At 65.8% G+C, this 24,332-nt stretch carries 21 protein-coding genes; 4 read left to right on the top strand and 17 right to left on the bottom strand.

Features of this window, described 5'->3' with window-relative positions; translation table 11 throughout:
- Positions 1-79 precede the first annotated feature (79 nt).
- On the bottom strand, positions 80-1,051 hold the full coding sequence (gene mbfA, locus DU475_RS04875) for an iron exporter MbfA (protein ID WP_013504170.1): 972 nt from the start codon (positions 1,049-1,051) through the stop codon (positions 80-82).
- A gap of 174 nt (positions 1,052-1,225) precedes the next feature.
- Here mbfA and DU475_RS04870 point away from each other — a divergent pair, with 174 nt between their 5' ends.
- Positions 1,226-2,584, top strand: coding sequence for an esterase-like activity of phytase family protein (locus DU475_RS04870; RefSeq protein WP_164630972.1), 1,359 nt, complete (start codon positions 1,226-1,228; stop codon positions 2,582-2,584).
- A 195-nt stretch (positions 2,585-2,779) separates the two neighbouring features.
- On the opposite strand, the gene DU475_RS04865 is transcribed toward DU475_RS04870, so the two are convergent.
- From DU475_RS04865 to DU475_RS24035, 14 genes are all read right to left on the bottom strand, one after another.
- A complete protein-coding gene (locus tag DU475_RS04865) occupies positions 2,780-3,118 on the bottom strand; it encodes a hypothetical protein (RefSeq protein WP_164630970.1) in 339 nt (112 codons plus the stop codon).
- 83 nt (positions 3,119-3,201) lie between these two features.
- Complete coding sequence (locus DU475_RS24040) at positions 3,202-4,887, bottom strand: methyl-accepting chemotaxis protein (RefSeq protein ID WP_013504173.1); 1,686 nt, start codon at positions 4,885-4,887, stop codon at positions 3,202-3,204.
- Positions 4,888-5,131: 244 nt separating this feature from the next.
- Positions 5,132-6,817: a methyl-accepting chemotaxis protein gene (locus DU475_RS04850; RefSeq protein WP_013504174.1), complete on the bottom strand. Its 1,686-nt coding sequence runs from the start codon at positions 6,815-6,817 to the stop codon at positions 5,132-5,134.
- A gap of 242 nt (positions 6,818-7,059) precedes the next feature.
- The gene (gene serA / locus DU475_RS04845) at positions 7,060-8,649 is read right to left on the bottom strand and encodes a phosphoglycerate dehydrogenase (RefSeq protein ID WP_013504175.1); all 1,590 of its coding nucleotides are present in this window, start codon (positions 8,647-8,649) and stop codon (positions 7,060-7,062) included.
- 201 nt (positions 8,650-8,850) lie between these two features.
- On the bottom strand, positions 8,851-10,023 hold the full coding sequence (locus DU475_RS04840; RefSeq protein ID WP_164630968.1) for a phosphoserine transaminase: 1,173 nt from the start codon (positions 10,021-10,023) through the stop codon (positions 8,851-8,853).
- Between the two features lie 248 nt (positions 10,024-10,271).
- Positions 10,272-11,573 (bottom strand): methyl-accepting chemotaxis protein, encoded by a 1,302-nt coding sequence (locus DU475_RS04835; RefSeq protein ID WP_013504177.1) that lies wholly within the window; start codon positions 11,571-11,573, stop codon positions 10,272-10,274.
- Entirely contained in the window at positions 11,551-12,075 is a 525-nt protein-coding gene (locus DU475_RS04830; RefSeq protein ID WP_013504178.1) for a PAS domain-containing protein, read from the bottom strand. The genes DU475_RS04835 and DU475_RS04830 overlap by 23 nt, the downstream gene beginning before the upstream one ends.
- Before the next feature lie 171 nt (positions 12,076-12,246).
- Complete coding sequence (locus tag DU475_RS04825) at positions 12,247-12,717, bottom strand: GNAT family N-acetyltransferase (protein WP_164630966.1); 471 nt, start codon at positions 12,715-12,717, stop codon at positions 12,247-12,249.
- An 8-nt stretch (positions 12,718-12,725) separates the two neighbouring features.
- On the bottom strand, positions 12,726-13,325 hold the full coding sequence (locus DU475_RS04820; protein WP_164630964.1) for a glutathione S-transferase family protein: 600 nt from the start codon (positions 13,323-13,325) through the stop codon (positions 12,726-12,728).
- A gap of 47 nt (positions 13,326-13,372) precedes the next feature.
- Positions 13,373-14,164: an outer membrane protein gene (locus DU475_RS04815; RefSeq protein ID WP_047308668.1), complete on the bottom strand. Its 792-nt coding sequence runs from the start codon at positions 14,162-14,164 to the stop codon at positions 13,373-13,375.
- Positions 14,165-14,309: 145 nt separating this feature from the next.
- Complete coding sequence (locus DU475_RS04810) at positions 14,310-15,155, bottom strand: outer membrane protein (protein ID WP_013504182.1); 846 nt, start codon at positions 15,153-15,155, stop codon at positions 14,310-14,312.
- A 318-nt stretch (positions 15,156-15,473) separates the two neighbouring features.
- The gene (locus DU475_RS04805) at positions 15,474-16,739 is read right to left on the bottom strand and encodes an MFS transporter (RefSeq protein ID WP_142883472.1); all 1,266 of its coding nucleotides are present in this window, start codon (positions 16,737-16,739) and stop codon (positions 15,474-15,476) included.
- 170 nt (positions 16,740-16,909) lie between these two features.
- Positions 16,910-18,262: a phosphoglucosamine mutase gene (gene glmM / locus DU475_RS04800; RefSeq protein WP_013504184.1), complete on the bottom strand. Its 1,353-nt coding sequence runs from the start codon at positions 18,260-18,262 to the stop codon at positions 16,910-16,912.
- Positions 18,263-18,464: 202 nt separating this feature from the next.
- Positions 18,465-18,626 carry a hypothetical protein gene (locus DU475_RS24035; protein ID WP_185966153.1) on the bottom strand — a complete coding sequence of 54 codons (162 nt, stop codon included), beginning with the start codon at positions 18,624-18,626 and terminating at the stop codon, positions 18,465-18,467.
- 163 nt (positions 18,627-18,789) lie between these two features.
- On the opposite strand from DU475_RS24035, the gene DU475_RS04795 reads away from it, so the two are divergent.
- The 3 genes from DU475_RS04795 to DU475_RS04785 all read left to right on the top strand — a co-directional run bounded on the left by DU475_RS04795 (position 18,790) and on the right by DU475_RS04785 (position 21,588).
- Positions 18,790-19,929 (top strand): alpha-hydroxy acid oxidase, encoded by a 1,140-nt coding sequence (locus DU475_RS04795; protein ID WP_142883473.1) that lies wholly within the window; start codon positions 18,790-18,792, stop codon positions 19,927-19,929.
- 186 nt (positions 19,930-20,115) lie between these two features.
- Complete coding sequence (locus DU475_RS04790; RefSeq protein ID WP_142883474.1) at positions 20,116-20,931, top strand: enoyl-CoA hydratase/isomerase family protein; 816 nt, start codon at positions 20,116-20,118, stop codon at positions 20,929-20,931.
- Between the two features lie 27 nt (positions 20,932-20,958).
- Positions 20,959-21,588, top strand: coding sequence for a trimeric intracellular cation channel family protein (locus tag DU475_RS04785; RefSeq protein ID WP_164630962.1), 630 nt, complete (start codon positions 20,959-20,961; stop codon positions 21,586-21,588).
- Positions 21,589-21,619: 31 nt separating this feature from the next.
- Here the strand turns inward: DU475_RS04785 and DU475_RS04780 are convergent, their stop codons facing one another.
- Complete coding sequence (locus DU475_RS04780) at positions 21,620-22,459, bottom strand: shikimate dehydrogenase (RefSeq protein WP_164630960.1); 840 nt, start codon at positions 22,457-22,459, stop codon at positions 21,620-21,622.
- Positions 22,460-22,558: 99 nt separating this feature from the next.
- The gene (locus DU475_RS04775) at positions 22,559-24,310 is read right to left on the bottom strand and encodes a SulP family inorganic anion transporter (RefSeq protein WP_164630958.1); all 1,752 of its coding nucleotides are present in this window, start codon (positions 24,308-24,310) and stop codon (positions 22,559-22,561) included.
- Between the last annotated feature and the right edge of the window lie 22 nt (positions 24,311-24,332).

Raw genomic sequence — 24,332 nt, 5'->3', positions numbered from 1 at the left:
AGCAAACGCCTCGTGCGGCTACGAGGAAAGCCGGGGTTCAGACCACGACTTAGGTCCAAGACCGCAGGTAGCAGCTCGACTACGCGCCGCCGATCAGGATGCCGACGCCGAGCACGATGACGCCGCCCAGCACGATCTGGAACACCGCGTGCAGGAACGGCGTGTCCATGTAGCGGGCGCGGACGTAGGCGATCACCCACAATTCGACGAACACCACCAGCGCGGCGATGCCGGTCGCGATCCAGAACGCGTTGGCCCAGCTATCGGGGACGAGATACGGCAGCGTGTGGCCGAGGCCGCCGAGCGTGGTCATCAATCCGCAGATGCTGCCGCGCAGCCAGGGCGAGCCGCGACCGGTCATCGAGCCGTCGTCGGACAGCGCTTCGGCGAACCCCATCGAGATCCCGGCGCCGATCGAGGCGGCAAGACCGACCAGGAAGGTCGGCCAGTTCTGGTGGGTGGCGAAGGCGGCGGCGAACAGCGGCGCCAGCGTCGACACCGAGCCGTCCATCAGGCCGGCCAGACCGGGCTGAACATATTGCAGCACGAACATCCGCCGCGCCGCGTGGTCCTCGGCGCTGCGGGCATCGGGGGTGAGAATCTTGTCGGTGAGCTGCACCGCGCGCTGCTCGTGGCGCTTTTCGAACTCGGCGAGATCGGTGAGCAGCTTGCGGATGTGGACGTCGGTGGCGCGTTCGGCGGCGCGCTCGTAGAAGCGCTGCGCCTCGAACTCCATCGTCTCGGCCTCTTTGCGGATGCGATCGAGCGGCAGGTTGCGAGTCAGCCAGATCGGGCGGCGGCGGATGAAGCCCTTGACGTCCTGGCGGCGGATCGGCGGCAGGTTGGGACCGAACCGCTCCTCGTACATCCGCAGCAGCATGTGGCGGTGGCCCTTTTCCTGCTGGGCCATCTCGGTGAACACCCGCGCCGAATCCGGATAACGCTCGGCCAGATCCTCGGCGAAGGCGAGATAGATCCGGCTGTCCTCCTCCTCGCTGGCAATCGCCACCGCCAGGATTTCGCGTTCGGTCAGCTCGGAAAACGCCTTCATCGCACTGCTTTTCAATTTAGAACGCTTCTAAATAGGCTCACGCCCCTCGACTGTCAAAGCCGCGGCGTCGACCCGCTCGCAAATCCCCGACAGTCATCGCTGCTTCATCGATCCGTCAGGCCACTGTGACCTCGCGCGGCCACAAGACCGCTTTCCATCACAGGAGGCTGTTTCATGCGAAAACTACTGCTCGGTTCGGTCGCGGTCTTTGCGCTGGCGACGTCCGCCGCGCTGGCGCAATCCGAAGGCGAATTCCCCGCGACCCTCGCCGGTCACGCGATGCTGCCGGCGGCGTCGTTCATCGACGCGCCGCAGGACGCCCCGGACGATCTGAAGACGTCGGGCAAGTACACCACCGGCAAGCGCATCGAAGCGCTCGGCAGCATCGAGGGCAAGTCCAACGGCCGACCGACCGGCGTGTCGCTGCCGTTCAAGGGCCAACCGCTGCAGGGCCACTCCGGCATCAAGAAGATGGATGACGGCAGCTTCTGGGTGCTGACCGACAACGGCTTCGGCTCGCGCTACAATTCGGCCGACACCATGCTGTTTCTCAGCCATCTCAAGATCGACTGGGCCGGCGGCAAGGTCGACCGCGTCGCCACCGTGTTCCTGCACGATCCCGACAAGAAGGTGCCGTTCCGGATCGTTCACGAGAACACCGACAAGCGCTACCTGACCGGTGCCGACTTCGACCCCGAGGGCTTTCAGATCATCGGCGACCGCATCTGGATCGGCGAGGAATTCGGCCCGCATTTGATCGAGGCCGACATGGCCGGCAAGGTGCTCGGCGTGTACGAGACCACCGCGGACGGCAAGCCGGTGAAGTCGCCGGATCATTGGTCGGTGCAGTCGCCCGGCGCGCCCGGCGCCAGCTACAACGCCGCCGTCAACCTGAAGCGCTCCAAGGGCTATGAAGGCTTCGCCGCCTCCAAGGACGGCAAGTACCTGTACGGCCTGCTCGAAGGCCCGCTGTGGGACGCCGACAAGAAGGACTGGGAGAAGGTCGACGGCAAGGAAGCCGCGCGGATCCTCGAATTCGACGTCGCGCAGAAGAAGTTCACCGGCCGCTCCTGGAGCTACGTGTTCGAGCAGAACGGCAACGCGATCGGCGACTTCAACATGATCGACGACAGCCACGGCCTCGTCATCGAGCGTGATAACGGCGAAGGCACCAAGGACAAGGCCTGCCCCGAAGGCAAGCCGGGCACCGACTGCTTCGCCGATCTCGCCAAGTTCAAGCGGGTCTACAAGATCGAGCTGACCGAGGCGAACGCCGGCAAGCCGGTGAAGAAGATCGGCTTCATCGACCTGATGAAGATCCGCGATCCGGACAAGAAGGCGAAGAAGCCGCTGACCGACGGCGTACTGGCGTTCCCGTTCTTCACGATCGAGAACGTCGACAAGGTCGACGACCGCCACATCATCGTCGGCAACGACAACAACCTGCCGTTCTCGACCAGCCGCGAACCGAACAAGGCCGACGACAACGAGTTTATCCTGCTCGAAGTCGCCGACTTCCTCAAGGCGAAGTAAGCGTCACAGCCGACATAACCACTGCGTCGTTCCGGGGCACGCGCATCAGCGCGTGAACCCGGAACCTCGCGGTGATGATCCGAAGCGTTACTTCAACATCTCCAGATTCCGGGTTCGCTCGCTAACGCGAGCGCCCCGGAATGACTTTTGCGATGGGAGGCGCCGCTTCGGCACTCGGAGCAGCGCCAGTCGCCCTCAGGCCGGCGGCGACATCCAGCGCGTCAGCCGCGCGAACACGCCTTTCGGCGGCAGCGCCGGCGGGGTGTCGTCGGCGGATTCGAGGCGGCCCAGAAACTGTTCGAGAAACAGCGCATCAGAGGTTTCGATCACGACGAAATCACCATCGCCGGTCGAGACCGTGTAGACGTAGCGCAGGCTTGCTGCGCGCGGCATCGCGCCTGCGCCGGCCAGATCCTTGGCGATGCTGACCCCGTCCGGATCGATGTCGCGGGCGATCAGCGCGCGCGTCAGCCACGCCAGATTGCCGACGAATTCAGGTTCGAAAGCGACGGTGCCTTGCAACATCATGGGCATGCGCTGCCTCTCGTCCTTCACGCATCCCCCCCAGCAGAGAATTGTCGGCGCTGGAGGCCAAAAGGTTCAAGCCCGCCGCACGATCAGGCGGCGCGGATCTTGCGCAGGAAGTCGTCGACTGCCGATTGCAGCGCACCCGACTGGCTGTCGAGCGCCCGGGCATGCGACAGCACGTCTGAAGCCGCGTCACCGGTCGCCTGAGCGGCTGAACTGACGCCGCCGATATGTTCGCTGATCTCGCTGGAGCCGGCCGCCACCGACTGGATGTTTCGCGCGATCTCCTGGGTTGCAGCGCCCTGCTGCTCGACCGCCGTCGCAATCGCCACGGTGATCTTGTTGATCTCGCCGATCGTCGCGGTAATGCCCCCGATCGACTCCACCGCGCTCGCGGTCGAGGACTGCATCGCCGCGACCTGCGCGGAAATCTCTTCGGTCGCTTTCGCGGTCTGGCTCGCCAGCGCCTTCACCTCGCTCGCCACCACCGCGAAGCCGCGGCCGGACTCGCCGGCCCGCGCCGCCTCGATAGTGGCGTTGAGAGCCAGCAGATTGGTCTGCGACGCGATCGAATGGATGAGCTGCACCACCTCGCCGATCTTCTCGGCGCCGACCGAGAGCTGCATCACCGTCTCGTTGGTCTGTTCGGCATCGCTCACGGCCTTGCCGGCGACCGAGCGCGACTGATCGACCTGACGGGAGATTTCTTGCACCGAACTCGAGAGCTGCTCGGAGGCCGATGCCACGGTGCCGACCATTTCGGATGCGGAATCGGACGCGGCACCGACCGCCGCCGCACGCGTCGAGGCGTCCGCCGCGGTCGAGGTCATCGACTGTGCGGTCGTTTGCATCTGCCGGGTGGCGTCAGCGACGTTGCGTACCACGCCATGAAGGCTGCGCTCGAAATCGTCGGCAATGCTCTGCATCAGTGCGCTGCGCTCGGCCGCGGCGCGGCGCTGCGCTTCCTGCTCCTGCTGCTCGAGGCCGCGGATGCGGATCGCGTTGTCCTTGAACACCTGCACGGTCTTGGCCATCTCGCCGATTTCGTCGCGGCGATCGACGCCCGGGATCGGCGCGTCGAGCTGGCCGTCCGCCAGCGCCGTCATCCGGGTGCCGAGCGCGCCGAGCGGCTGGGTGATGCTGCGGCTGATCAGCCAGGCGACCAGGGCACAGACCACGCCGATGCCGACAGTGACGATACCGAGCCAGGTCAGGATCGGCTGCAGCTTGGCGTTGATGTCCTGCAAATACACGCCGGTGCCGACGAACATATCCCAACCGGGAATCGCGGCCGCGTAGGAGATTTTGCGCAGCAGTTCGGTGCTGCCCGGCTTCATGAATTCGTAGATCAGCGTCACGTCGCCCTTGGCGGCGACGCCGTCGCGCAGCTCACGGACGATCTTGCGACCGGCGGTCTCGACGTCGATACGGTTGGTGCCGATCATCTTCGGATCGGCCATCAGCACGGTGGTGCCGTCCATCTTATAGGCGAAGAAGTAACCGTTGGCACCGTCGTAGGTCATGTTCTGACTGCGCTGCTGGAACTCGGCGATCGCCTGCTCCTTGGTGAGCTTGCCGGCCGCAACCTGCTTCTGCAGCCCGATCGCCATGTTCAGCGCGGTCTCGACCAGCGCCTTGGTCTGCTCGAACCGCTCGTTGCGCATTTCCCGCTGCAGCATCGACGCGGCGAACAGACCGGACGCCAGGAGGCCGAGCATTGCGACGGCGACCAGGATCCCGAGCTTCGGCGTGATCCGCAGATTGGTGAACTTCACAGCAAAGGACTCCCGCGCATTCAGAACGATGTGCAGGGAGTGTTACGGCCACAGAGTCTCCAATCAGTTTATAAGTTCCCCAGTAGGAACCCGAGGGTCGGACGCCGGCCTGCTTGTTGGAATGAGCGCCGCGCTCCGAAGGCGCTCGGTCGATGAGCGCGCTCTTCACAGATACAAACGCATAGCCCCGGGCAGACCGTCGGATCTGCCCGGGGCTATGTGATCAGCCGAAGCGGCCGGCGGCTCAGGCGGCGCGGACCTTGCCGAGGAAGTCGTCGACCGCACGGCGCAGCTCGCCGGACTGGGCGTCGAGTTCACGGGCATTCGCCAGCACCTGGCCGGCAGCCGAGCCGGTGGCGGTCGCCGCTTCGGTGACACCGCCGATATGCGTGCTGATCTCGCTCGAACCGGCCGCCACCGACTGGATGTTGCGGGCGATCTCGCGGGTTGCGGCGCCCTGCTGCTCCACCGCGGTCGAGATCGCCATGGTGATCTCGCTCATTTGCGCAATCGTCGCGGTGATGCCGCCGATCGACTGCACCGCATCGTTGGTGGAGGATTGCATCGCCGCGACCTGCGCCGAGATCTCCTCGGTCGCCTTGGCGGTCTGGCTGGCCAGCGCCTTCACTTCGCTGGCCACCACCGCGAAGCCGCGGCCGGATTCGCCGGCGCGGGCGGCTTCGATGGTGGCGTTGAGCGCCAAGAGATTGGTCTGCGACGCGATCGAGTGGATCAGTTGCACCACCTCGCCGATCTTCTCGGCACCGGTCGCCAGCAGCTTGACGGTCTGGTTGGTGAGCGCGGCGTCGTCGACCGCCTTGCCGGCGATCTCGCGGGACTGTTCGACCTGGCGCGAAATCTCGGTCACCGATGCCGACAGCTCTTCGGCGGCGGACGCCACCGTGCCGACATTGTTGGAGGCGTTGGCCGACGCCGACGACACCGTCGCGGCGCGGGCGCTGGCGTCGGTGGCGGTCGCGGTCATCGACTGCGCGGTCTGCTGCATGCCGGCGGTGGCGGTGGCGACCGACTGCACCACGCCGTTGACGCTGTGTTCGAACTCGTCGGCGAGCCGCTCCATCGCAGCGCGGCGTTCGGCTTCGGCGCGCTCCTTGACGGCCTCCTCGGCCCGTTCGAGGTCGCGGATGCGCAGCGCGTTGTCCTTGAACACCTGCACGGTCTTGGCCATCTCGCCGACTTCGTCGCCGCGCTCGATGCCGGGAATCGGCTGCTCCAACTGGCCGTCGGCGAGCGAGGCCATCCGGGCGCCGAGCCGACCGAGCGGGCGGGTGATGCTGCGGGCGATCATCACGGCGAACAGACCGGCGACGATCGCGATCGCGAAGATCGCGCCGCCGAGAGTCCAGAAGATCGGCTTCAGCTTGGCATCGATGTCGTCCAGATAGGCGCCGGTGCCGACGAACATGTTCCAGCCGGGGATCGCCAGACCGTACGACACCTTGCGGACGTTCTCCTCGGTGCCGGGGCGGCGGAAGTCGTAGTACAGCGTGACGTCGCCTTTGGCGGCGACGCCGTCGCGCAGCTCGCGCACCAGGTAACGGTCGCCGGTCGGGGTGTTCATCCGGTTGGTCCCGATCGCCTTCTTGTCCGGGGTGGCGATGGTCACGCCGTCCATGGTGTAGGCGAACAGATAGCCCTGGCCGTTGTCGTAGGTCGCCATCGCGGCGGCGCTGGCGAACTGGGCCTGGGCGGCCTCCTTGGTCAGCTCGCCGGCATCGACCTTCTTCTGCAGGCCGACCGCGAGATTGCGGCCCATTTCGGTGACCGCCTTGACCTGCTCGAACCGCGCATTGTGCATCTCGCGCTGCATCATCACGCCGGCGAGGATACCGGCCAGGCACAGGCCGATTAGGGTACCAGCGACCAGGAGGCCGAGCTTAGGCGTGATACGAAGATTGCTGAATTTCACGAACAGTCTCCCCGGGAGGTAACACCGCATGCGAGAACCATGCGCCAGTACAACTACGAGGAAAGTGTTCCCGGACTATTACCGCAGTGCACGCAATTACCGAAATCGTGTACTTGCCGGGGGGGCGCCGAAAATCAAAACCCTCCCCCGGAGGGGGAGGGTTCAATCGCTCGAAAGCGCTCATCGCCCCGGCGCCTCCCGGCAGCAAGCCTGCCGGAATTCCGCCGGGTGATATTTGATGATCAGAAGGTCAGGGCCTTGACCTGCTTGACCGGCGGCAGCGCCTGAACCTTCTCGAGCACCTCCGCCGGGGCCGGGCCGTCGATTTCGACCAGCGCGATGGCGTCGCCGCCCTGGCTGTGGCGGCCGAGGTTGAAGGTCGCGATATTGACCTTGGCGTCGCCGAGCAGGCTGGCGAACTTGCCGATGAAGCCCGGCTTGTCCTCGTTGGTGACGTAGATCATCGAGGCGCCGAACTCGGCGTCGACGCGGATGCCCTTGATGTCGACCAGGCGCGGCTTGCCGTCGGCATAGACCGTGCCGGACACCGAACGCTCCTGCCGCTCGGTGGTGACGGTCAGGGTGATCAGGCTTTCGTAGTCGCTCTCGGCGGCGCGGACGACTTCGTCCACCACCATGCCGCGCTCCTTGGCGATCACCGGCGCCGAGACGACGTTGATGTCGCCCAGCATCGGCCGCAGCAGGCCCGACAGCACCGCCGAGGTCAGCGCCTTGATCTTCATCTCGGCGACCTGGCCCTCATAGGTGATGGTAACCTTGGTGATGCCGGTCTCGGTGAGCTGGCCGGCGAACGAGCCGAGTTTCTCGGCCAGCTCGATGAACGGCTTCAGCTTCGGCGCTTCTTCGGCGGTGATCGACGGGAAGTTGATCGCGTTGGTGATCGCGCCGGTCAGCAGATAGTCGCTCATCTGCTCGGCGACCTGCAGCGCGACGTTCTCCTGCGCTTCGGTGGTCGAGGCGCCGAGATGCGGGGTGCAGATCACGTTGGGCAGACCGAACAGCACGTTCTTGGTGGCCGGCTCTTCGGAGAACACGTCGAACGCCGCACCGGCGACCTGACCGGACTTCAGGGCTTCGGCGAGGGCATTCTCGTCGACCAGACCGCCGCGGGCGCAATTGATGATGCGGACGCCCTTCTTCATCTTGGCGATCGCAGCCGCGTCGATGATGTTCTTGGTCTTGTCGGTGAGCGGGGTGTGCAGCGTGATGAAGTCGGCGCGCTTGAAGATGTCCTCGAGCTCGACCTTCTCGACGCCGATGTCCTTGGCGCGCTCCGGCGACAGGAACGGATCGAACGCGATCACCTTCATCTTCAGGCCGAGGGCGCGGTCGGCGACGATCGAGCCGATGTTGCCGCAGCCGATCACGCCGAGGGTCTTGGCGGTGATCTCGACGCCCATGAAGCGGTTCTTTTCCCACTTGCCGGCCTGAGTCGAGGCGTCGGCGGCGGGGATCTCACGCGCCAGCGACAGCATCATGGTGATGGCGTGCTCGGCGGTGGTGATCGAATTGCCGAACGGGGTGTTCATCACGATGATGCCCTTGGCGGTCGCCGCGGGAATCTCGACGTTGTCGACGCCGATGCCGGCGCGGCCGATCACCTTGAGCCGGTTGGCCTTCTCCAGGATCTTCGCGGTCGCCTTGGTGGCCGAGCGGATCGCGAGGCCGTCGTAATTGCCGATGATCTCGGCCAGCTTGTCTTTGTCCTTGCCGAGGTTCGGCTGGAAATCGACGTCGATGCCGCGATCCTTGAAGATCTGCACGGCGGCTTCCGACAGCGCGTCGGAAATGAGGACTTTGGGAGCGGTCATGGGATGTGATCCTGATGAATCTTGAATAGGGGAAGCGGTCCAACGAGTCGCGGCGCGCTCCCTCGCCCCGCTCTTGCGGGGAGAGGGTTGGGGTGAGGGGCTACTGAATCCGCGATGTGCGGAAGCGCCCCCTCACCCGACCCAGCTACGCTGCGCTCCGCCGGGTCGACCTCTCCCCGCAAGCGGGGAGAGGTGAAAGGCTCAAGCGGCTTGCGCGAGGCCGGCCTTGGTGGTCTCGAACGCGTAGTCGAGCCACTGCGTCAGGGTGGCGACATCGGCGGTTTCCACCGTGGCGCCGCACCAGATCCGCAAGCCCGCCGGGGCATCGCGATAGGCGCCGAGATCGTAGCCGGCGCCTTCCTTCTCGACCACCGCGACCAGCTTCTTGGCGAAGTCGGCCTGGGCTTCCGGAGACAGCGCGGTGATCGCGGGATCCACCACCTTGAGGCAGACCGAGGTGTTGGAGCGGATCGCCGGATCGGCCGCCAGGAAGTCGGCCCACTTGGCCTTCGCCTGCCAGTCGGTCAGCACCTTGGTGTTGGCGTCGGCCCGGGCGATCAGACCCTTGAGGCCGCCCACCGACTTCGCCCACTCGAGCGCGTCGATGTAGTCCTCGACGCACAGCATCGACGGGGTGTTGATGGTCTCGCCCTGGAAGATACCCTCGATCAGCTTGCCGCCCTTGGTGAGGCGGAAGATCTTCGGCATCGGCCAGGTCGGGGTGTAGCTCTCGAGACGGGCCACGGCGCGCGGGCTGAGGATCAGCATGCCGTGCGCGGCTTCGCCGCCGAGCGCCTTCTGCCAGGAGAAGGTGACGACATCGAGCTTGGCCCAGTCCAGGGCTTGCGCGAACGCAGCCGAGGTGGCGTCGCAGATGGTCAGACCTTCACGATCGGCCTTGATCCAGTCGGCGTTCGGGACGCGGACGCCCGAGGTGGTGCCGTTCCAGGTGAAGACGACGTCGGTGTTGCAATCGACCTTGGTGAGGTCGGGAATTTCGCCGTAACCAGCCTTGAGCTTGGTGACGTTGGGGAGCTTCAGCTCCTTGGTGACGTCGCCGACCCAGCCGTCGCCGAACGATTCCCAGGCCAGCGTGGTGACCGGGCGCGGCCCGAGCAGCGACCACAGCGCCATTTCGACGGCGCCGGTGTCGGACGCCGGAACGATGCCGATCTTGTAGTCGGCCGGCACTTCCAAGACTTCGCGGGTCAGGTCGATCGCGAGCTTGAGCTTGGCCTTGCCGACCTTCGCGCGATGCGAGCGGCCGAGCGGGGCGTCCTTGAGATTTTCGGGAGACCAGCCGGGGCGCTTGGCGCAGGGGCCGGAAGAGAAATTAGGCGTCGTGGGCCGCAATGCGGGCTTCGTAGCAGTCATCATCTATCCTTCCAGATAGCTGCCTCTCGGTGGGGAGAGGTTTCCCGTCGCTGGGGATAGTCCTTTGGCTTCCAATGTCAAGGAACTTCGCGATCCGGAAGATCACGGACAACTACGACTTTCGGAACCGCCGGGTTCCGTTCCGCCGGGCCGTGACGCGGCGATGACGGTCGACCACGACCAACAGCGACGCCGACGTGTCCCGCCGGCGCCGCATCAGATCGGCCGCGCGATGTCCGCGCTCCGGCTCAGGCGACCTTGGCGACGAATCTGTGCACCTCGGCGCGCAACTTATCGACCTGGCCGGCGATCTCGCCGGAGACGCCGTTGACCCGCATCGCGATCTTGCCGGTGTCTTCGGCGGCGTGACTGATACCAACGACGTTCGACGTCACCAGCGCGGTGCCGGACGAAGCCTGCTGCACGTTGCTGGCGATCTCGCGCGTCGCCGCGCCCTGCTGCTCGACCGCGGAGGCGATCGAAGTGCTGACTTCGTTGATCTCGCTGATCCGCCGGCTGATCGCCTCGACGGCCCCGACCGATTCCTCGGTGATCGACTGCATCTCGCCGATCCGCGCGGTGATCTCTTCGGTGGCCTTGGCGGTCTGGCTGGCGAGCGCCTTCACTTCCGCCGCCACCACCGCGAAGCCGCGGCCGGACTCGCCGGCGCGTGCCGCCTCGATCGTGGCGTTGAGCGCCAGCAGATTGGTCTGCGCCGCGACCGCGTTGATCAGCTTGACGACGTCGCCGATCCGCTGCGCCGCGTCGGCGAGGCGCCTGATCTTGTCGGTGGTCTGGGCCGCCTCGTCCACCGCCTGATGGGTGCTGGTGGTGGAATGCTGGATCTGCCGCGAGATCTCGGCGATCGACGCGGTGAGCTGTTCCGCCGCGCTGGCCACCGTCTGCACGTTCGCCGAGGCCTGCTCGGCGCCCGACGCTACGCTGACCGATTGACGACTGGTTTCCTCGGCCGCCTCGGCCATCGCACCGGCATCGGACTTCAACCCGGTGGAAGCCGTCGTCAGCAGTCCTGCGACGTCGTCCATGCCGGCCGCGAAGCACTGCGCTTCCTTGGCCACCTCGCGCACCCGGCGGTCCATCGAGTCGGAAGCGCTGTTGATCACCACCGAGGCGTTCTTGAACGAGCCCGGCAGGCCGCGGGTCAGCACCTTGCGGAAGGTCTTGCCCTGGCTGACATACTCCATCGACGCCGACGCCTCGCGAACGAAGGCGTCGACGATGTCGAGCATGTTGTTGACCTCGGCCTGCGCCCGCCCGATCTCGCCCCCGTCGCGGCGGCCCTGGACACGCGCCTCCAGATTGCCGTGCGCGGCCTCGACGCAAACCGCGGCGATCTCGTTCATCGCCGCGGAGGTTCGGCGCAGCAGCCACACCGCGTAGCCGAGCAAAGAAAGGCCGATGCCCATCGCAACCAACTCGACGACATAGCCGAGCGACCCGATCACCATGCCGATGGCGCTCAGCCCCACCATCACCACCGCGGCGGCGACGAGGGCGACGATCGCCTTAGACAGAGAAGATGAATTCATCGTACTCCACTCCCCGCTCTTTGATCGTGCTCATCAGCAACGCATAGCCCGCCAACATGCCGTCCTTGGCGTTGCGATGCCGGTTCTCCTCGTCGCGCAACTGGCGATACAGCGCCTCGATTCGGGTGACCTGTTCGCGATCGGGTTTGCGGCGGTTGGAATGGAAGCCGGTGACGTTGCGGTTGGCGTCGAGCGTCGGCGTGACGTGGGCGAACACCCAGTAGTGATCGCCGTCGCGCGCCATGTTCACCACATAGGCGAAGATCTCCTTCTTGGCCTGGATGGTGTCCCACAGCAGCTTGAAGATCGAGCGCGGCATGTCCGGGTGGCGCACCAGCGAATGCGGCGCGCCGATTACTTCCGAGCGGGGGAATTTTGCCAGCCGGACGAACACGTCGTTGGCGTAAGTAATATGTCCCTTGAGGTCGGTCTTGGATACGATCAACTCATCTTCGTCGAACGGGCATTCGATACCCGTCGGCTTCACCTGCGGCCGAGCCATCGGTCGTGCGCTCCTGGTTGATTCCGCCTGAATGACGGTCTCAGACGGGTTTTCCCCCTGAGACAACGACGCGTCTTCTACCGCACAGATTCTGATCGACCGGCTTACTGCTGCGTTAAACTGCCACTCAGTAGCAATACCTGGGTATGATGGTATTGTGGAACAATCGATTCAAAACCGCATCGTCATCCCGACATGGGACGGCTGAAAGCCGAGCCGGGCATAGAACCGCTGGGCGTCGACGCGGCTCTGATGGGTGAATAATTCGGCGAGCCGGCAGCCCTGGTCGCGCGCCTGCCCGATCGCCCAGCGCACCAGCACCTCGCCGATGCCGCGGCTGCGGCAGTCGCGGGCGACGCGCACATCCTCGATGATCGCCCGCGAGGCGCCTTGCGAACTGAGGCCGGGCAGTACCGCGAGCTGCAGGCAGCCGACCACGCGGCCGTCGCGATCTTCCGCCACCACCATCCGGATCTGCGGCGACCGTTGCAGCGCGTCGAACGCCGCGTAGTAGGAGTCCGGCAGCGGGTCTTCGAGCCGCTCGCGCCCCGCGCCCAGATGATCGTCGGCGAGCATCGCGACGATCGCAAACACATCCGCGCGGCGGGCCGAACGAATGGCGACGGCGGGATCGGCACTCATCGAGGCGATCAGGTCGCGGGGGCGAACGCAGGCAGGCCGAGGCCGGCCTCGGCGCGGCCGATCCAGTCCCGAACGGCCGGATAGTCCTGCAGTGCGAAGCCGCCCTGCTCGGCCATCCGCGTATACGCCAGCAGCGCCACGTCGGCGAGCGACAGCCGATCGCCGACGAGAACGGCGGACGCCGCCAGATGCTGCTCCATCCGCTTCAGCGCCACGTGCCCGCGGCGTACCCTGTCCGGGTCGAGTTCGTCGGCCGGCATACCGAGATAGACCATCTGGAATCGGCACACCGCGATATACGGCTCATGGCTGTACTGCTCCCAGAACAGCCACTCGTCCATCTTGGCCGCGAGCCACGGATCAGTCGGGATCAGATCGCTGCCGCGGGCCAGATAGCGAATGATGGCATTGGACTGCGCCAGCGTGCGGCCATCGTCGAAGCCGACCACCGGAACCTGCCCGGCCGGGTTCAGCGCCAGAAACGCCGGCGTCCGGGACTCGCCCTTCATCGTATCGACGGCGATCCAGTCATAGGGCAGCCCCAGCCGATCGCAGGTCCACTTCACCTTCAGGCAGTTGCCGGAATTGAGATCGCCGTAGATCTTCATGCGAAGAGGGCCCTCGCGTCTGCCGTCGGGCTTGTATCAATGCCCGCTTAGAATTTGTAGCCGAGGCCGGCGCGCACGGTGGAGACGCTGGTGTCGACCGGTGCCGCGAACTTCAGGTACTCCCATTCGGCGCGCAGAAACAGGCCGCGATACAGCATCATGTCCATGCCGAGACCGCCCGCGTATCCGTAGATGAAGTGCCCGTTCTGCACTCTGGTGGCGGACAAGGGCATGACCGTGCTGCCGCCCTGCGTTCCGGTGATGGTAGCGGTGCGGACGATGTCAGCCTGTCCGAGGGAAGCGCCGATGAAGGCGTAAGGCAGAAAACTGCCAAATGCATAGCCTGCCCGAAGCCGCGCCGACCCGATATCGTTGACGTTAATGGCCGCACTGCTGGTGTAGGTCGCGCTGTAGTTGACGTTGTTATAGGTGATCTGCCGACCCATCGACCCGATCGCGGAGCCACCGAATCTGCCGTGCATGTAGTTGGCTTCGACGCCGAGCACAACGTCGTCCCATTGCGCGTTGTAGCCGGCGAAGGCGCCCCAACCTTGCCCGTGCGATGACGTCTTGCCCAATACGGGCCAGGACGACACGCCCATCTGACTTTCGATGACAGTATTGGCTAGAAGGTTCGATGCAATGTCACTGGTCGAGTTGGTGAAATTCATGTCTGACGTGCCGTAGCCGGCCTGGCCACCAACGTAGAAGCCTTCCCAATTGACCACCCGGGCAGTCTCTACCAGCGCGCCGCGGAGCGGGCCGTAGTCCGGCATGTCGGCCGCATACGCCGTCTGTGCCATCACGCCGACCGCCGCGGCCACCACAACTCTACGCATCGCCACACTCCCCGACGAAACCTTTCCACGCTGCTGATCATGCGGCGTTAACCTTAATTCTTCGTTGTCGGAGCAACTCCGCAGACAACAAAAACGGCGCGGGAAGCTCCCGCGCCGTTAACACTCGTAAACGAATGGAGGGCGGTCAGCCCTTGCGCATCAGCACCGGCGCGGCGGGGTAGATGGGACCGGAATCGAGATTCCAGCGCACGCCGAGCTTCACGTCGTGCGAAGTGATGTCCTTGAACTTGAAGCTGTTGTTGGTGGTCAAGCCGGTGTAGGTCGAGAGCGAACCGGTATAGCCATCGCCCAGGTTGAGATAGCTGTATGCCAGTTCGAGGGTCAGGTTGGGATTGACCTTGTAGGCCAGACCGGTGTGCACGGCCCAGGCCAAGTTCCACTTCGACGCAGTCGGTGCGCTGGCGAAGCTCGTCGTCGAGAACGGAATCGTATTGGTTCCGGTATCGGTGAAGTTTGCCATCGTCACCCGCGCGGCGCCGACGCCGGCGCCGACGAACGGGGTAATGCACCACCAGGTGCCGAGGTCGACATAGGCGTTCGCCATCACCAGCCATTCGGACTTGGAGGCGCCGTAGTTGTCGATGCCGCTGTAGGGCGCGCCGCTGGCGGTGCCCGTGAAGCGGTCGGTGCCCTTGAAGTTCGAATTGCCGCGGTACTGGCCGATCAAGTCCGCGCGCAGCCACGGATTGAACTGATAGCCGACGCCGAGGCCGTAGATGCCGGCCGAATCGAACGAGGTCTGCTGGTCGAACGAAGTAAGCTGCGAGTACGCCGATTCACGCCCGTAGCGCAGATCCTTGACCTGCTGGTTGCTGAACCCGATGTCGCCGCGCAGATACCAGCCGCCGAAATCCTCGGCCGGGGGCGGCGCATAAGCGGGCGGCGGGGCGATCGGCATGTCGGCCGCCATCGCGGCCGAGGCAATCAGCGAAGCCGCTCCGGCGGCCATCATCATCTTCACGCTACGCATTGGCTTCGTCCTTTGGTCCAATGATCAATTACGAAGGCCCCACACCCGGAAACCTATGAGATCGGACGATGCCACCAATTCCTTAAGCGCAACTTAACCCTAATTTTTAAGGTTGATATTTGATGACCCCAACTACCTGACTGATAACCACGCGGGCGGCAGCGAACCGGCACGTCTGGTCTTGATTGCTAACAAATCGTTGACGACGCCCGCGCAGAGCGCTGTGCCAAACGACGACGGCCCCGGTTCCCGAACGGAACCGGAGCCGTGGATCGACCGAGGCTGCGGCCGACGCGTACCGACTGCGGACGGCCCAAATCAGTGCATGTGACGCGGCATCTTCGGCAGCAGCACCGCCAGCAGCCCGAGCGCCGGCAGGAACGAGCAGACCTGGTAGACGAAATCGATGCCGCGGATGTCGGCGAGCTCGCCGAGCGCCGCCGCTCCGAGGCCGCCGATGCCGAAGGCGAAGCCGAAGAACACCCCGGAGATCATGCCGAACCGGTGCGGCATCAGCTCCTGGGCGAACACGATGATGGCCGGCGTCGCCGACGCCAGGATGAAGCCGATGAACACCGTGAGCACCGCGCTGCCGTACAGCCCGGCGTAGGGCAGCGCCAGGGTGAACGGCAGGATGCCGAGGATCGAGAACCAGATCACGTAGCGGCGGCCGAACCGGTCGCCGAGCGGCCCGCCGAAGAACACCCCGGCCGCAGTGGCGGCCAGGAAGATGAACAGGAAGATCTGCGCGGTCTGGGTCGAGACCTGGAACTTCTCGATCAGATAGAACGTGTAGTAGCTCGACAGGCTCGACAGATAGAGCTGCTTGGAGAACAGCAGCGCCACCAGCACCACCAGCGCGACCATCACCCGGCGCCGGCTCGGAGCGTGCGGATGCGGCTGCACTACCATCTTCTTCTTGCCGGCGACCTGCGGCTTGTACCACACGCCGATCCGCCACAGCACGATGATGGCCAGGAACGCGATCGACGAGAACCAGGCGATCGAAGGCTGGCCGAACGGCACCACGATCAGCGCCGCCAGGATCGGGCCCAGCGCGGTGCCGGCGTTGCCGCCGACCTGAAACACCGACTGCGCCATGCCGTGGCGGCCGCCGGAGGCGAGCCGCGCGATCCGCGCCGACTCGGGATGAAACACCGCCGAGCCGAGCCCGATCATCGCCGCGGCGATCAGGATCACCGCGTAGGAATGCGCGACGCTGAGCAGCAGCAGGCCCAGAAAGGTCGAGCCCATGCCGATCGCCAGCGAGAACGGCTGCGCCTTCTTGTCGGTGATGTGCCCGACGACCGGCTGCAACAGCGAGGCGGTGAACTGGAACGCCAGCGTGATCATGCCGATCTGGCCGAAGTCGAGCGCGTAGTTCGCCTTCAGGATCGGATACACCGACGGAATCAGCGACTGCATGGTGTCGTTGAGGAAATGCGAGAAACTGATCCCCCCGAGCACGACATAGGCCGGCCCGGCCGCGGCCGGCGCCGCCGGCTTGGTGAGTTCGGGGAGCGGCAGCTCGGCCGGATTGACCGGAGCAGCGATATCCGCATCGACGATGACAGGCTTGTTCACGGCGTTTCCTGAAATGGGCTTGCTGGCGCCGGCTGAATTTCGCGGCGCAATAACGACGAACGGCCGGCACATTGGCCGACCGCCGTCAAATTAGTAGCAGGTAGCGCGGGTGTGTAGCGCGGATTCGCGATGGCAGCGTTGCAACGCGCCGCCGATCGCAGATGCCCCGCTCAGGCGGCGGCCGACGCCGCATTGCCGAGCGCGTCGACGATGCTGTCGACCACTTCCTCGACGACGTCGTGATCGTCGCCCTCGCCCATCACCCGGATCACCGGCTCGGTGCCCGACGGGCGGATCAGCAGCCGGCCGTGGCCGTTCAGCCGCTTCTCGCCGTCCTCGATCGCCGCGATCACGCCGCTGTCGTCGAGCGGACGGCCGCTGCGATAGCGCACGTTCTTCAGGATCTGCGGCAGCGGATCGAAGCGGTGGCAGACCTCCGACACCGGACGGCCGAGCTTCTGCACCATCGCCAGCACCTGCAGCGCCGCGACGAAACCGTCGCCGGTGGTGTTGAAGTCCGACAGGATGATGTGGCCGGAGGACTCGCCGCCGACATTGTAGCCGTCCTTCAGCATCTGCTCGAGCACGTAGCGGTCGCCGACCGGGGTGCGCAGCAGCGCGATGCCTTCGCTCGCCAGGAAGCGCTCCAGCCCGAGATTGGACATCACGGTGGCGACCACGCCCGGCTTGGCGAGCCGGCCGTCTTCCTTCCAGCTCTGGCCGATCACCGCCAGGAGCTGATCGCCGTCGACCACGTGGCCGCGCTCGTCGACCAGGATCACGCGGTCGGCATCGCCGTCGAGCGCGATGCCGATGTCGGCGCGCATCTCGCGGACCTTGGCGCACAGCGCCTGCGGCGCGGTGGAGCCGCATTCCTTGTTGATGTTGAAGCCGTCGGGCTCGACCCCGATCGAGATCACGTCGGCGCCGAGCTCCCACAGCGCCTCCGGCACCACCCGGTAGGCGGCGCCGTTGGCGCAATCGATCACCACGCGCAGCCCTTCGAGGCTCAGTTCGCGCGGCAGCGTCCGCTTGGCGAATTCGATGTAGCGGTCGTGGACGCCGTCGATGCGGCGGGCGCGGCCGAGGCTCGCGCTCTGCGCCAGCTTCTTGTCGAGCGAATCGTCGAGCATCAGCTCGATCTGCTTTTCGACGTCGTCGCTGAGCTTGTAGCCGAGTGGGCCGAACAGCTTGATGCCGTTGTCCTCGAACAGATTATGCGACGCCGAGATCATCACGCCGAGGTCGGCGCGCATCGACTTGGTCAGCATCGCGACCGCCGGCGTCGGCATCGGGCCGACCAGCAGCACGTCCATCCCGACCGAAGTGAAGCCCGCGACCAGCGCGTTCTCGATCATATAGCCGGACAGGCGGGTGTCCTTGCCGATCACCACCCGATGGCGGTGCTCGCCGCGCTGAAACGCGAGGCCGGCGGCCTGACCGACCTTCAACGCCAATTCCGGCGTGATCAGACCATTGGCGCGGCCCCGGATTCCGTCCGTCCCGAAATATCTGCGGCTCATCCAATCATCCCCCGCCCTTGCCGGTCACGATCAAAAAAACCCCGATTCGTCCGGGGCTTGCCGTGCGGCGAAACGGCCTTATAGGCCCAAAATGGTTGCGGGGACTTCAAAAAATGTAATCAAAGATTACGCCACCGACCTGGGCCAGCGGCGTAATCCTTTGAAATACCGAGTTTATCCGGCAATGCTCAGGGTTGGGTGATTAACCCTTCCGGCGCTTATCCCCATCCGGCTTCGACGGTGCCGGCTGGGTGACGCTGACCGGATCGGAGCCCGGAAACGACTCTTCAAGGCCCTCGTTGAGCTGCTCTTCCAACTCCTTCTTGTCCTTGGTCGGGGTATCGGCGGTCTTGGCGTCGGTCATCACGTCCTCCTGCTCCACCTTTGCGAACTGGAATGGAAAACGCGCTGCGATGCAGCGAGTTCCCGGACCTCACCGGGCCCCTGACGCGACGATTTTGCACATTGCGTCCGCGTGCTACAGGACGGACCGCGCACCCCAACGGCAACAGGCAGACGGCAATTCCATGAAAGAGATCACCTGCATCGAAGACCTTCGCCAGATTCACAAGCGGCGGGTGCCGAAGATGTTCTTCGATTACGTCGACCACGGCTCCTACGCCGAGGAGACGCTGCGGGCGAATGTGGACGACCTCAAGCGGATCAAGTTCCGTCAGCGCATCCTGGTCGACATCTCCAAGCGCGAACTGTCGACCACCATCCTGGGCGACACCTATGCGATGCCGCTGATTCTGGCGCCGGTCGGCTCGACCGGGATGCAGCATGCCGACGGCGAGATCCTCGCCTGCCGCGCCGCGCAGGCCGCCGGCATCCCCTACACGCTGTCGACGATGTCGATCTGTTCGATCGAGGACGTCGCCGCCAATGTCGACAAGCCGTTCTGGTTCCAGCTCTACGTGATGCGCGACCGCGGCTTCGTCAAAGCGCTGATCGAGCGCGCGATCGCGGCGAAATGCAGCGCGCTGGTGCTGACGGTCGATCTGCAGGTGATCGGCCAGCGCCATCAGGACATCAAGAACGGCATGACGGTGCCGCCGCAACTGTTCAAGCTGAAGAACGTGCTCGACATCGCCACCAAGCCCGGCTGGGTGAAGGGCATTCTCGGCACGCCGCGGCGCAATTTCGGCAACATCGCCGGCCACCTGCCCGGCTCCAAGGATCTGGAATCGGTGTCGGCCTGGGTGGCGTCGCAGTTCGACGCCTCGCTGAACTGGCGCGACATCGACTGGATCCGCTCGATCTGGCCGGGCAAGCTGATCATCAAGGGCATTCTCGACGTCGAGGACGCCCGCGAGGCGGTGAAGGTCGGCGCCGAGGCGCTGGTGGTGTCGAACCACGGCGGCCGCCAGCTCGACGGCGCGCCGTCGTCGATCGAAGTGCTGCCGGAGATCGTCCACACCGTCGGCTCGCACATCGAGGTGATGTTCGACGGCGGCATCCGCTCCGGCCAGGACGTGATGCGGGCGCTGGCGCTCGGCGCCAGGAGCTGCATGATCGGCCGCGCCTACATCTACGGCCTCGGCGCCTATGGCGGCCCGGGCGTCGCCAAGGCGATCGACATCATCGGCAAGGAACTGTCGACCACGATGGGCCTGTGCGGCGTCAATTCGATCCACGAGATCGACGAGAAGGTGCTGGCGGAGTAAGTCCGACCTGCACTCTCCGCGCGTCATTGCGAGCCAACGGGGCGGCACGAAATGCCGCCCGATGACAAGCTCCGCGAAGCAGTCCAGAGCCCGGTCTTCTGAGCTGGATTGCTTCGTCGGCTTGCCTCCTCGCAATGACGGGGAGAGAACTAACAAACAACGAACAACAACAACCGGAGGAAATCCATGACTGATACGCAACGCGCGCCGCAGACCGCTTCCAGCGAAGTGCTCTATGCGGTCGAGGATCACATCGCCACGATCACGCTGAACGCGCCGGAGCGGCTGAACACCATCTCCGGGCCGATGCTCAACACGCTGGCGGCGCTGCTCACCAAGGCGAATGAAGACCCGGACGTCCGCTGCGTCATTCTCACCGGCAACGGCCGGGCGTTCTGCGCCGGGCTCGACCTCACCAAGGAGCGCGGCGACGAAGGCCTCAGCGCTGCGTCGTCGCCGACCACGCTCGACCTGCGCAACACCCCGCCGACCGTGCTGCAGGCGATGGACAAGCCGACCATCTGCGCGGTCAATGGCGGCGCGGCCGGCTACGGCATGGATACCGCACTCGGCTGCGACATCCGGATCATGGCGGAATCCGCCAAGCTGGCTGCCGCGTTCGTCAAACGCGGCGTGGTGCCGGAGAGCGGCGGCACCTGGTTTCTGCCGCGAATGATCGGCTGGGCCAAGGCAGCCGAGCTGATCTTCACCGGGCGTACTTTAAGCGCGCGCGAGAGCCTGGAATGGGGCCTCGCCAACGAAGTCGTGCCCGACGCCGAGCTGATGGGCCGCGCCCGCGCGGTCGCCAGGGAGATCGCCGGCAACGCGCCGCTGGCGGTGCAGGCGGCCAAGCGGATGATGCGGATGGGGCTGAACGAAACCTTCCCGGATCACGTCCATCACGTGTACTTGCAGCTCCTTCCGCTGTTCAAGACGCAGGACATGAAGGAAGGCATCGCGGCCTTCATGGAGAAGCGCGAGGCGAAGTTCGTCGGCCGCTGAGGACCGGCGACTGATCGGAGACACACGATGTTCGAGACCGTCACGACGCTGCTCGACTGGCTCGGCGTGGTGGTGTTCGCCGTCACCGGCGCGCTGGTGGCGTCGCGCAAGGAAATGGACATCGTCGGCTTCGCATTGCTCGGCACCGCGACCGGAATCGGCGGCGGCACGCTGCGCGACGTGCTGCTCGACCAGCCGGTGTTCTGGATCCGCGAGCCCGCCTATCTGGTGGCCTGCGTGCTGGTTTCCGGAATCGTGTTCTTCACCGCGCACATCCCGCATTCGCGCTACAAAATGCTGCTGTGGCTCGACGCCATCGGCATGGCGCTGTTTGCGGTCAGCGGGGCCGAGCGCGCCGCGCTGGCCGGCGCCAACGGCATCGTCGCGGTGGCGATGGGCGTCGTCACGGCGACCTTCGGCGGCATCATCCGCGATCTGCTCGGCGGCGAAATTCCGGTCATCCTCCGCCGCGAGATCTACGTCATCGCCGCGCTGGTCGGCGCTGCGACCTACGAGGCGTCCACCGCTCTGGGCGCGAGCCGCGAACTCGGCACGATCGCCGGCTTTACGCTGGCGCTGCTGATCCGTGCCGCGGCGCTGCAGCGCGGCTGGTCGCTGCCGCGCTATCGATCCCGGCCCGGCGCCCGGGACGAATGACACGCGTGCAGGCCGGCGGCAGGCGTCCGCCTCATGTGTGTCCGAGCAGATCCGCCTCGACCAGCGCCCGCAGCTCCGCGGTGACGTGGGGCCGCGCGCCGAACCACAGATCGAAACCGCGCACCGCCTGGTGCAGCAGCATGCCGAGGCCGTCCGCAGTGCGCAGGCCGCGCGCCCTGGCGGCGGCGAGCAGATCGGTTTCCAGCGGCACGTAGACCAGATCGGCCACCACCGCGTCGGCCGGCAGCGCCGACAGGTCGATCTGAAGCGGCGGCTGCCCCTTCATCCCGAGCGAGGTGGTGTTGACCAGGAGCCCGGCGCCCGGCAGCGCCACCGGAATGTCCTGCCAGGCGATCGGCACCACCCGGTCGCCGAACAGATCGCGCAGCGCCTGGGCACGCTCGATCGAGCGGTTGGCGAGCGCGATGCGCTGCACGCCGCGCTCCAGCAGGCCATACACCACCGCCCGCGACGAGCCGCCGGCGCCCAGCACCAGCGCATGCGCGGTACGGTCCCAGCCCGGCGCCGAGGCGTCGAGATTACCGATGAAGCCTTCGATGTCGGTGTTGGTCGAGCGCAGCAGGTCACCATCGTAGTACAGCGTATTGGCGGCGCCGACCGCGCGGGCGCGCGCGTCCGGCTCGGTGAGCTGCAGCGCGCGCTCCTTGTGCGGGATGGTGACGTTGGCGCCGACATAGCCGTGCGACTTCAGATGCAGCACGAATTCGGCGAAGCCTTCCGGCGGCACCGCCTCGATCGAATAGCCACCCTCGATGCCGAGCTGGCGCAGCCAGTAGTGATGGATCAGCGGCGAGCGCGAATGCGCCGCCGGCCAGCCGATCAGACACGCGGCGCGCTTGGTCGCAGCCATTTCGTCCTCCAACAGACGCGAGACCTCCGAAGCCTGTGAAAATCAGGCCGCCGCGCCAGCGTCAACGCAAAACACGCCGGCCCGACGGAAGTCGTGGCCTCACGCCGAGACGGGCTGTTGTGACACCGCGTCCTCGGGGGCCGCGGTCTTGCCCTTGATCTCGTCGACCGCGCTGGCGATGTCGGCGCGGTAGTGCGCCAGCGGCGGCTTGACGCCATGGGTGAGCAGCGCGCGGCGCACCGTCGGCGAGGCGCCGGTGATGATCAGCTTGATGCGCTTGCGCTGCGCCGACAACGCGACCCGGTAGATCGCATTCGCGGCGGTGGAATCCAGCAGCGGCACCGCGGCGAAATCGACCACGAACACCTTGTGGCGATCGGCGATGTTGTTGAGCACCGAAGAGACCGTCGCGGCGGCGCCGAAGAAGAACGCCCCGGTGATACGATAGACGACGACATCCGGATCGGTGACCAGCGCCAGGTCGGCGGCGGTGCCACGGCGCTTGCCGCTCTCGTCGGCGCGGTCTTCCTGCGCCAGACCGGAATACGCCTCGACGCCGGTGACTTCGGACATGCGGTGGATGAACAGCACCGCGCCGAGCGCGAAGCCGACCACGATGCCCTCGGTGAGATCGCGGAACACGGTGAGCAGGAAGGTCGCCAGCACCACCACCGCGTCGCCGCGCGAGGACCGAACCAGCGTGGCGAATTCGTGCTTCTCGGCCATGTTCCAGGCGACGATCGCCAGCACCGCGGCGAGCGTGGCGAGCGGGATGTAGCTCGCCAGCGGCGCCGCCACCAGCATGAACACCAGCAGGAAAACGGAGTGCAGCATTCCGGCGATCGGCGAGCGCGCGCCGGTGCGGATGTTGGTGGCGGTGCGGGCGATCGCGCCGGTGACGCAGATGCCGCCGAACAGTGCCGAGCCCATATTGGCGACGCCCTGCGCCACCAGTTCGCAGTTCGAGCGATGCCGCCGCCCGGTCATGCCGTCGGCGACCACCGCCGAGAGCAGCGACTCGATGGCGCCGAGCAGCGCAAACGCGATCGCGTCGGGCAGCACCTCGATCACCTTGGCGACCGAGAACACCGGCCAGGACGGCAGCGGAAAACTCTCCGGAATGCCGCCGAACTTGGTGCCGATGGTGGCGACCGGCAGCGAGAAGCCCCACACCAGCGCCGCGGTGACGGCGACTGCGATCAGCAGCCCCGGCCAGTTCGGGCGCAGCTTCTTCAAGCCCACGATCAGCACGATCGCGGTGACGGCGATGCCGAGCGCGTAGACGTTCATGGTCGGCAGCGCCTGCGCCAGCGCCTCGAGTTTGGGAATGAACGGCCCCGGCTCGTGCGCCAGATCGATGCCGAGCAGATCCTTGAGTTGGCTGGCGAAGATGATCACCGCGATGCCGGCGGTGAAACCGACCGTGACCGGATAGGGAATGAATTTGACGTAGGTGCCGATCTGCAGGAAGCCGGCGATCACCAGCATGATGCCGGCCAGGAAGGTGGCGAGCAGCACGCCGTCGATGCCGTGACGCTGCACGCTGAGCATCACCAGCACGATGAACGCGCCGGCCGGCCCGCCGATCTGGAAGCGGGAGCCGCCGAGCAGCGAGACCAGGAAACCGCCGACCACCGCGGCGTACAGCCCGCGATCCGGCGTGACGCCGGAGGCGATCGCGATCGCGGTCGACAGCGGCAGCGCCACGATCGCCACGGTGAGGCCGGCGATCAGGTCGGCGCGGAAATCGCCGAGGCCGTAGCCCTCGCGCAGCACGGTGATCAGCTTGGGCGTGAACAGCTCGCGGAAGCTCGGTTTGGCCGCAGATACAAGTCGCCGGGAGGTGTCCATGCCGTTTCTCCTGGTCCGCCCC

Origin of the sequence: Rhodopseudomonas sp. WA056, from assembly GCF_010906995.1 — a bacterium.
In the GTDB taxonomy this organism is placed as follows: Bacteria; Pseudomonadota; Alphaproteobacteria; order Rhizobiales; family Xanthobacteraceae; genus Rhodopseudomonas; species Rhodopseudomonas palustris_G.
Note: the sequence above shows the minus strand (reverse complement) of the source record. Positions and strands in the feature narration are given on the sequence as shown.

What these genes read in the sequence shown, in the direction of transcription:
- mbfA (WP_013504170.1), bottom strand. Translation starts at nt 1,051, where the DNA reads ATGAAGGCGTTTTCCGAGCTGACCGAACGCGAAATCCTGGCGGTGGCG.
- serA (WP_013504175.1), bottom strand. Translation starts at nt 8,649, where the DNA reads ATGACCGCTCCCAAAGTCCTCATTTCCGACGCGCTGTCGGAAGCCGCC.
- DU475_RS04795 (WP_142883473.1), top strand. Translation starts at nt 18,790, where the DNA reads ATGAAAGAGATCACCTGCATCGAAGACCTTCGCCAGATTCACAAGCGG.
- DU475_RS04775 (WP_164630958.1), bottom strand. Translation starts at nt 24,310, where the DNA reads ATGGACACCTCCCGGCGACTTGTATCTGCGGCCAAACCGAGCTTCCGC.
- DU475_RS04790 (WP_142883474.1), top strand. Translation starts at nt 20,116, where the DNA reads ATGACTGATACGCAACGCGCGCCGCAGACCGCTTCCAGCGAAGTGCTC.
- glmM (WP_013504184.1), bottom strand. Translation starts at nt 18,262, where the DNA reads ATGAGCCGCAGATATTTCGGGACGGACGGAATCCGGGGCCGCGCCAAT.
- DU475_RS04835 (WP_013504177.1), bottom strand. Translation starts at nt 11,573, where the DNA reads ATGAATTCATCTTCTCTGTCTAAGGCGATCGTCGCCCTCGTCGCCGCC.
- DU475_RS04815 (WP_047308668.1), bottom strand. Translation starts at nt 14,164, where the DNA reads ATGCGTAGAGTTGTGGTGGCCGCGGCGGTCGGCGTGATGGCACAGACG.
- DU475_RS04865 (WP_164630970.1), bottom strand. Translation starts at nt 3,118, where the DNA reads ATGCCCATGATGTTGCAAGGCACCGTCGCTTTCGAACCTGAATTCGTC.
- DU475_RS04785 (WP_164630962.1), top strand. Translation starts at nt 20,959, where the DNA reads ATGTTCGAGACCGTCACGACGCTGCTCGACTGGCTCGGCGTGGTGGTG.
- DU475_RS04820 (WP_164630964.1), bottom strand. Translation starts at nt 13,325, where the DNA reads ATGAAGATCTACGGCGATCTCAATTCCGGCAACTGCCTGAAGGTGAAG.
- DU475_RS04825 (WP_164630966.1), bottom strand. Translation starts at nt 12,717, where the DNA reads ATGAGTGCCGATCCCGCCGTCGCCATTCGTTCGGCCCGCCGCGCGGAT.
- DU475_RS24035 (WP_185966153.1), bottom strand. Translation starts at nt 18,626, where the DNA reads ATGACCGACGCCAAGACCGCCGATACCCCGACCAAGGACAAGAAGGAG.
- DU475_RS04830 (WP_013504178.1), bottom strand. Translation starts at nt 12,075, where the DNA reads ATGGCTCGGCCGCAGGTGAAGCCGACGGGTATCGAATGCCCGTTCGAC.
- DU475_RS04780 (WP_164630960.1), bottom strand. Translation starts at nt 22,459, where the DNA reads ATGGCTGCGACCAAGCGCGCCGCGTGTCTGATCGGCTGGCCGGCGGCG.
- DU475_RS04840 (WP_164630968.1), bottom strand. Translation starts at nt 10,023, where the DNA reads ATGACTGCTACGAAGCCCGCATTGCGGCCCACGACGCCTAATTTCTCT.
- DU475_RS04810 (WP_013504182.1), bottom strand. Translation starts at nt 15,155, where the DNA reads ATGCGTAGCGTGAAGATGATGATGGCCGCCGGAGCGGCTTCGCTGATT.
- DU475_RS04870 (WP_164630972.1), top strand. Translation starts at nt 1,226, where the DNA reads ATGCGAAAACTACTGCTCGGTTCGGTCGCGGTCTTTGCGCTGGCGACG.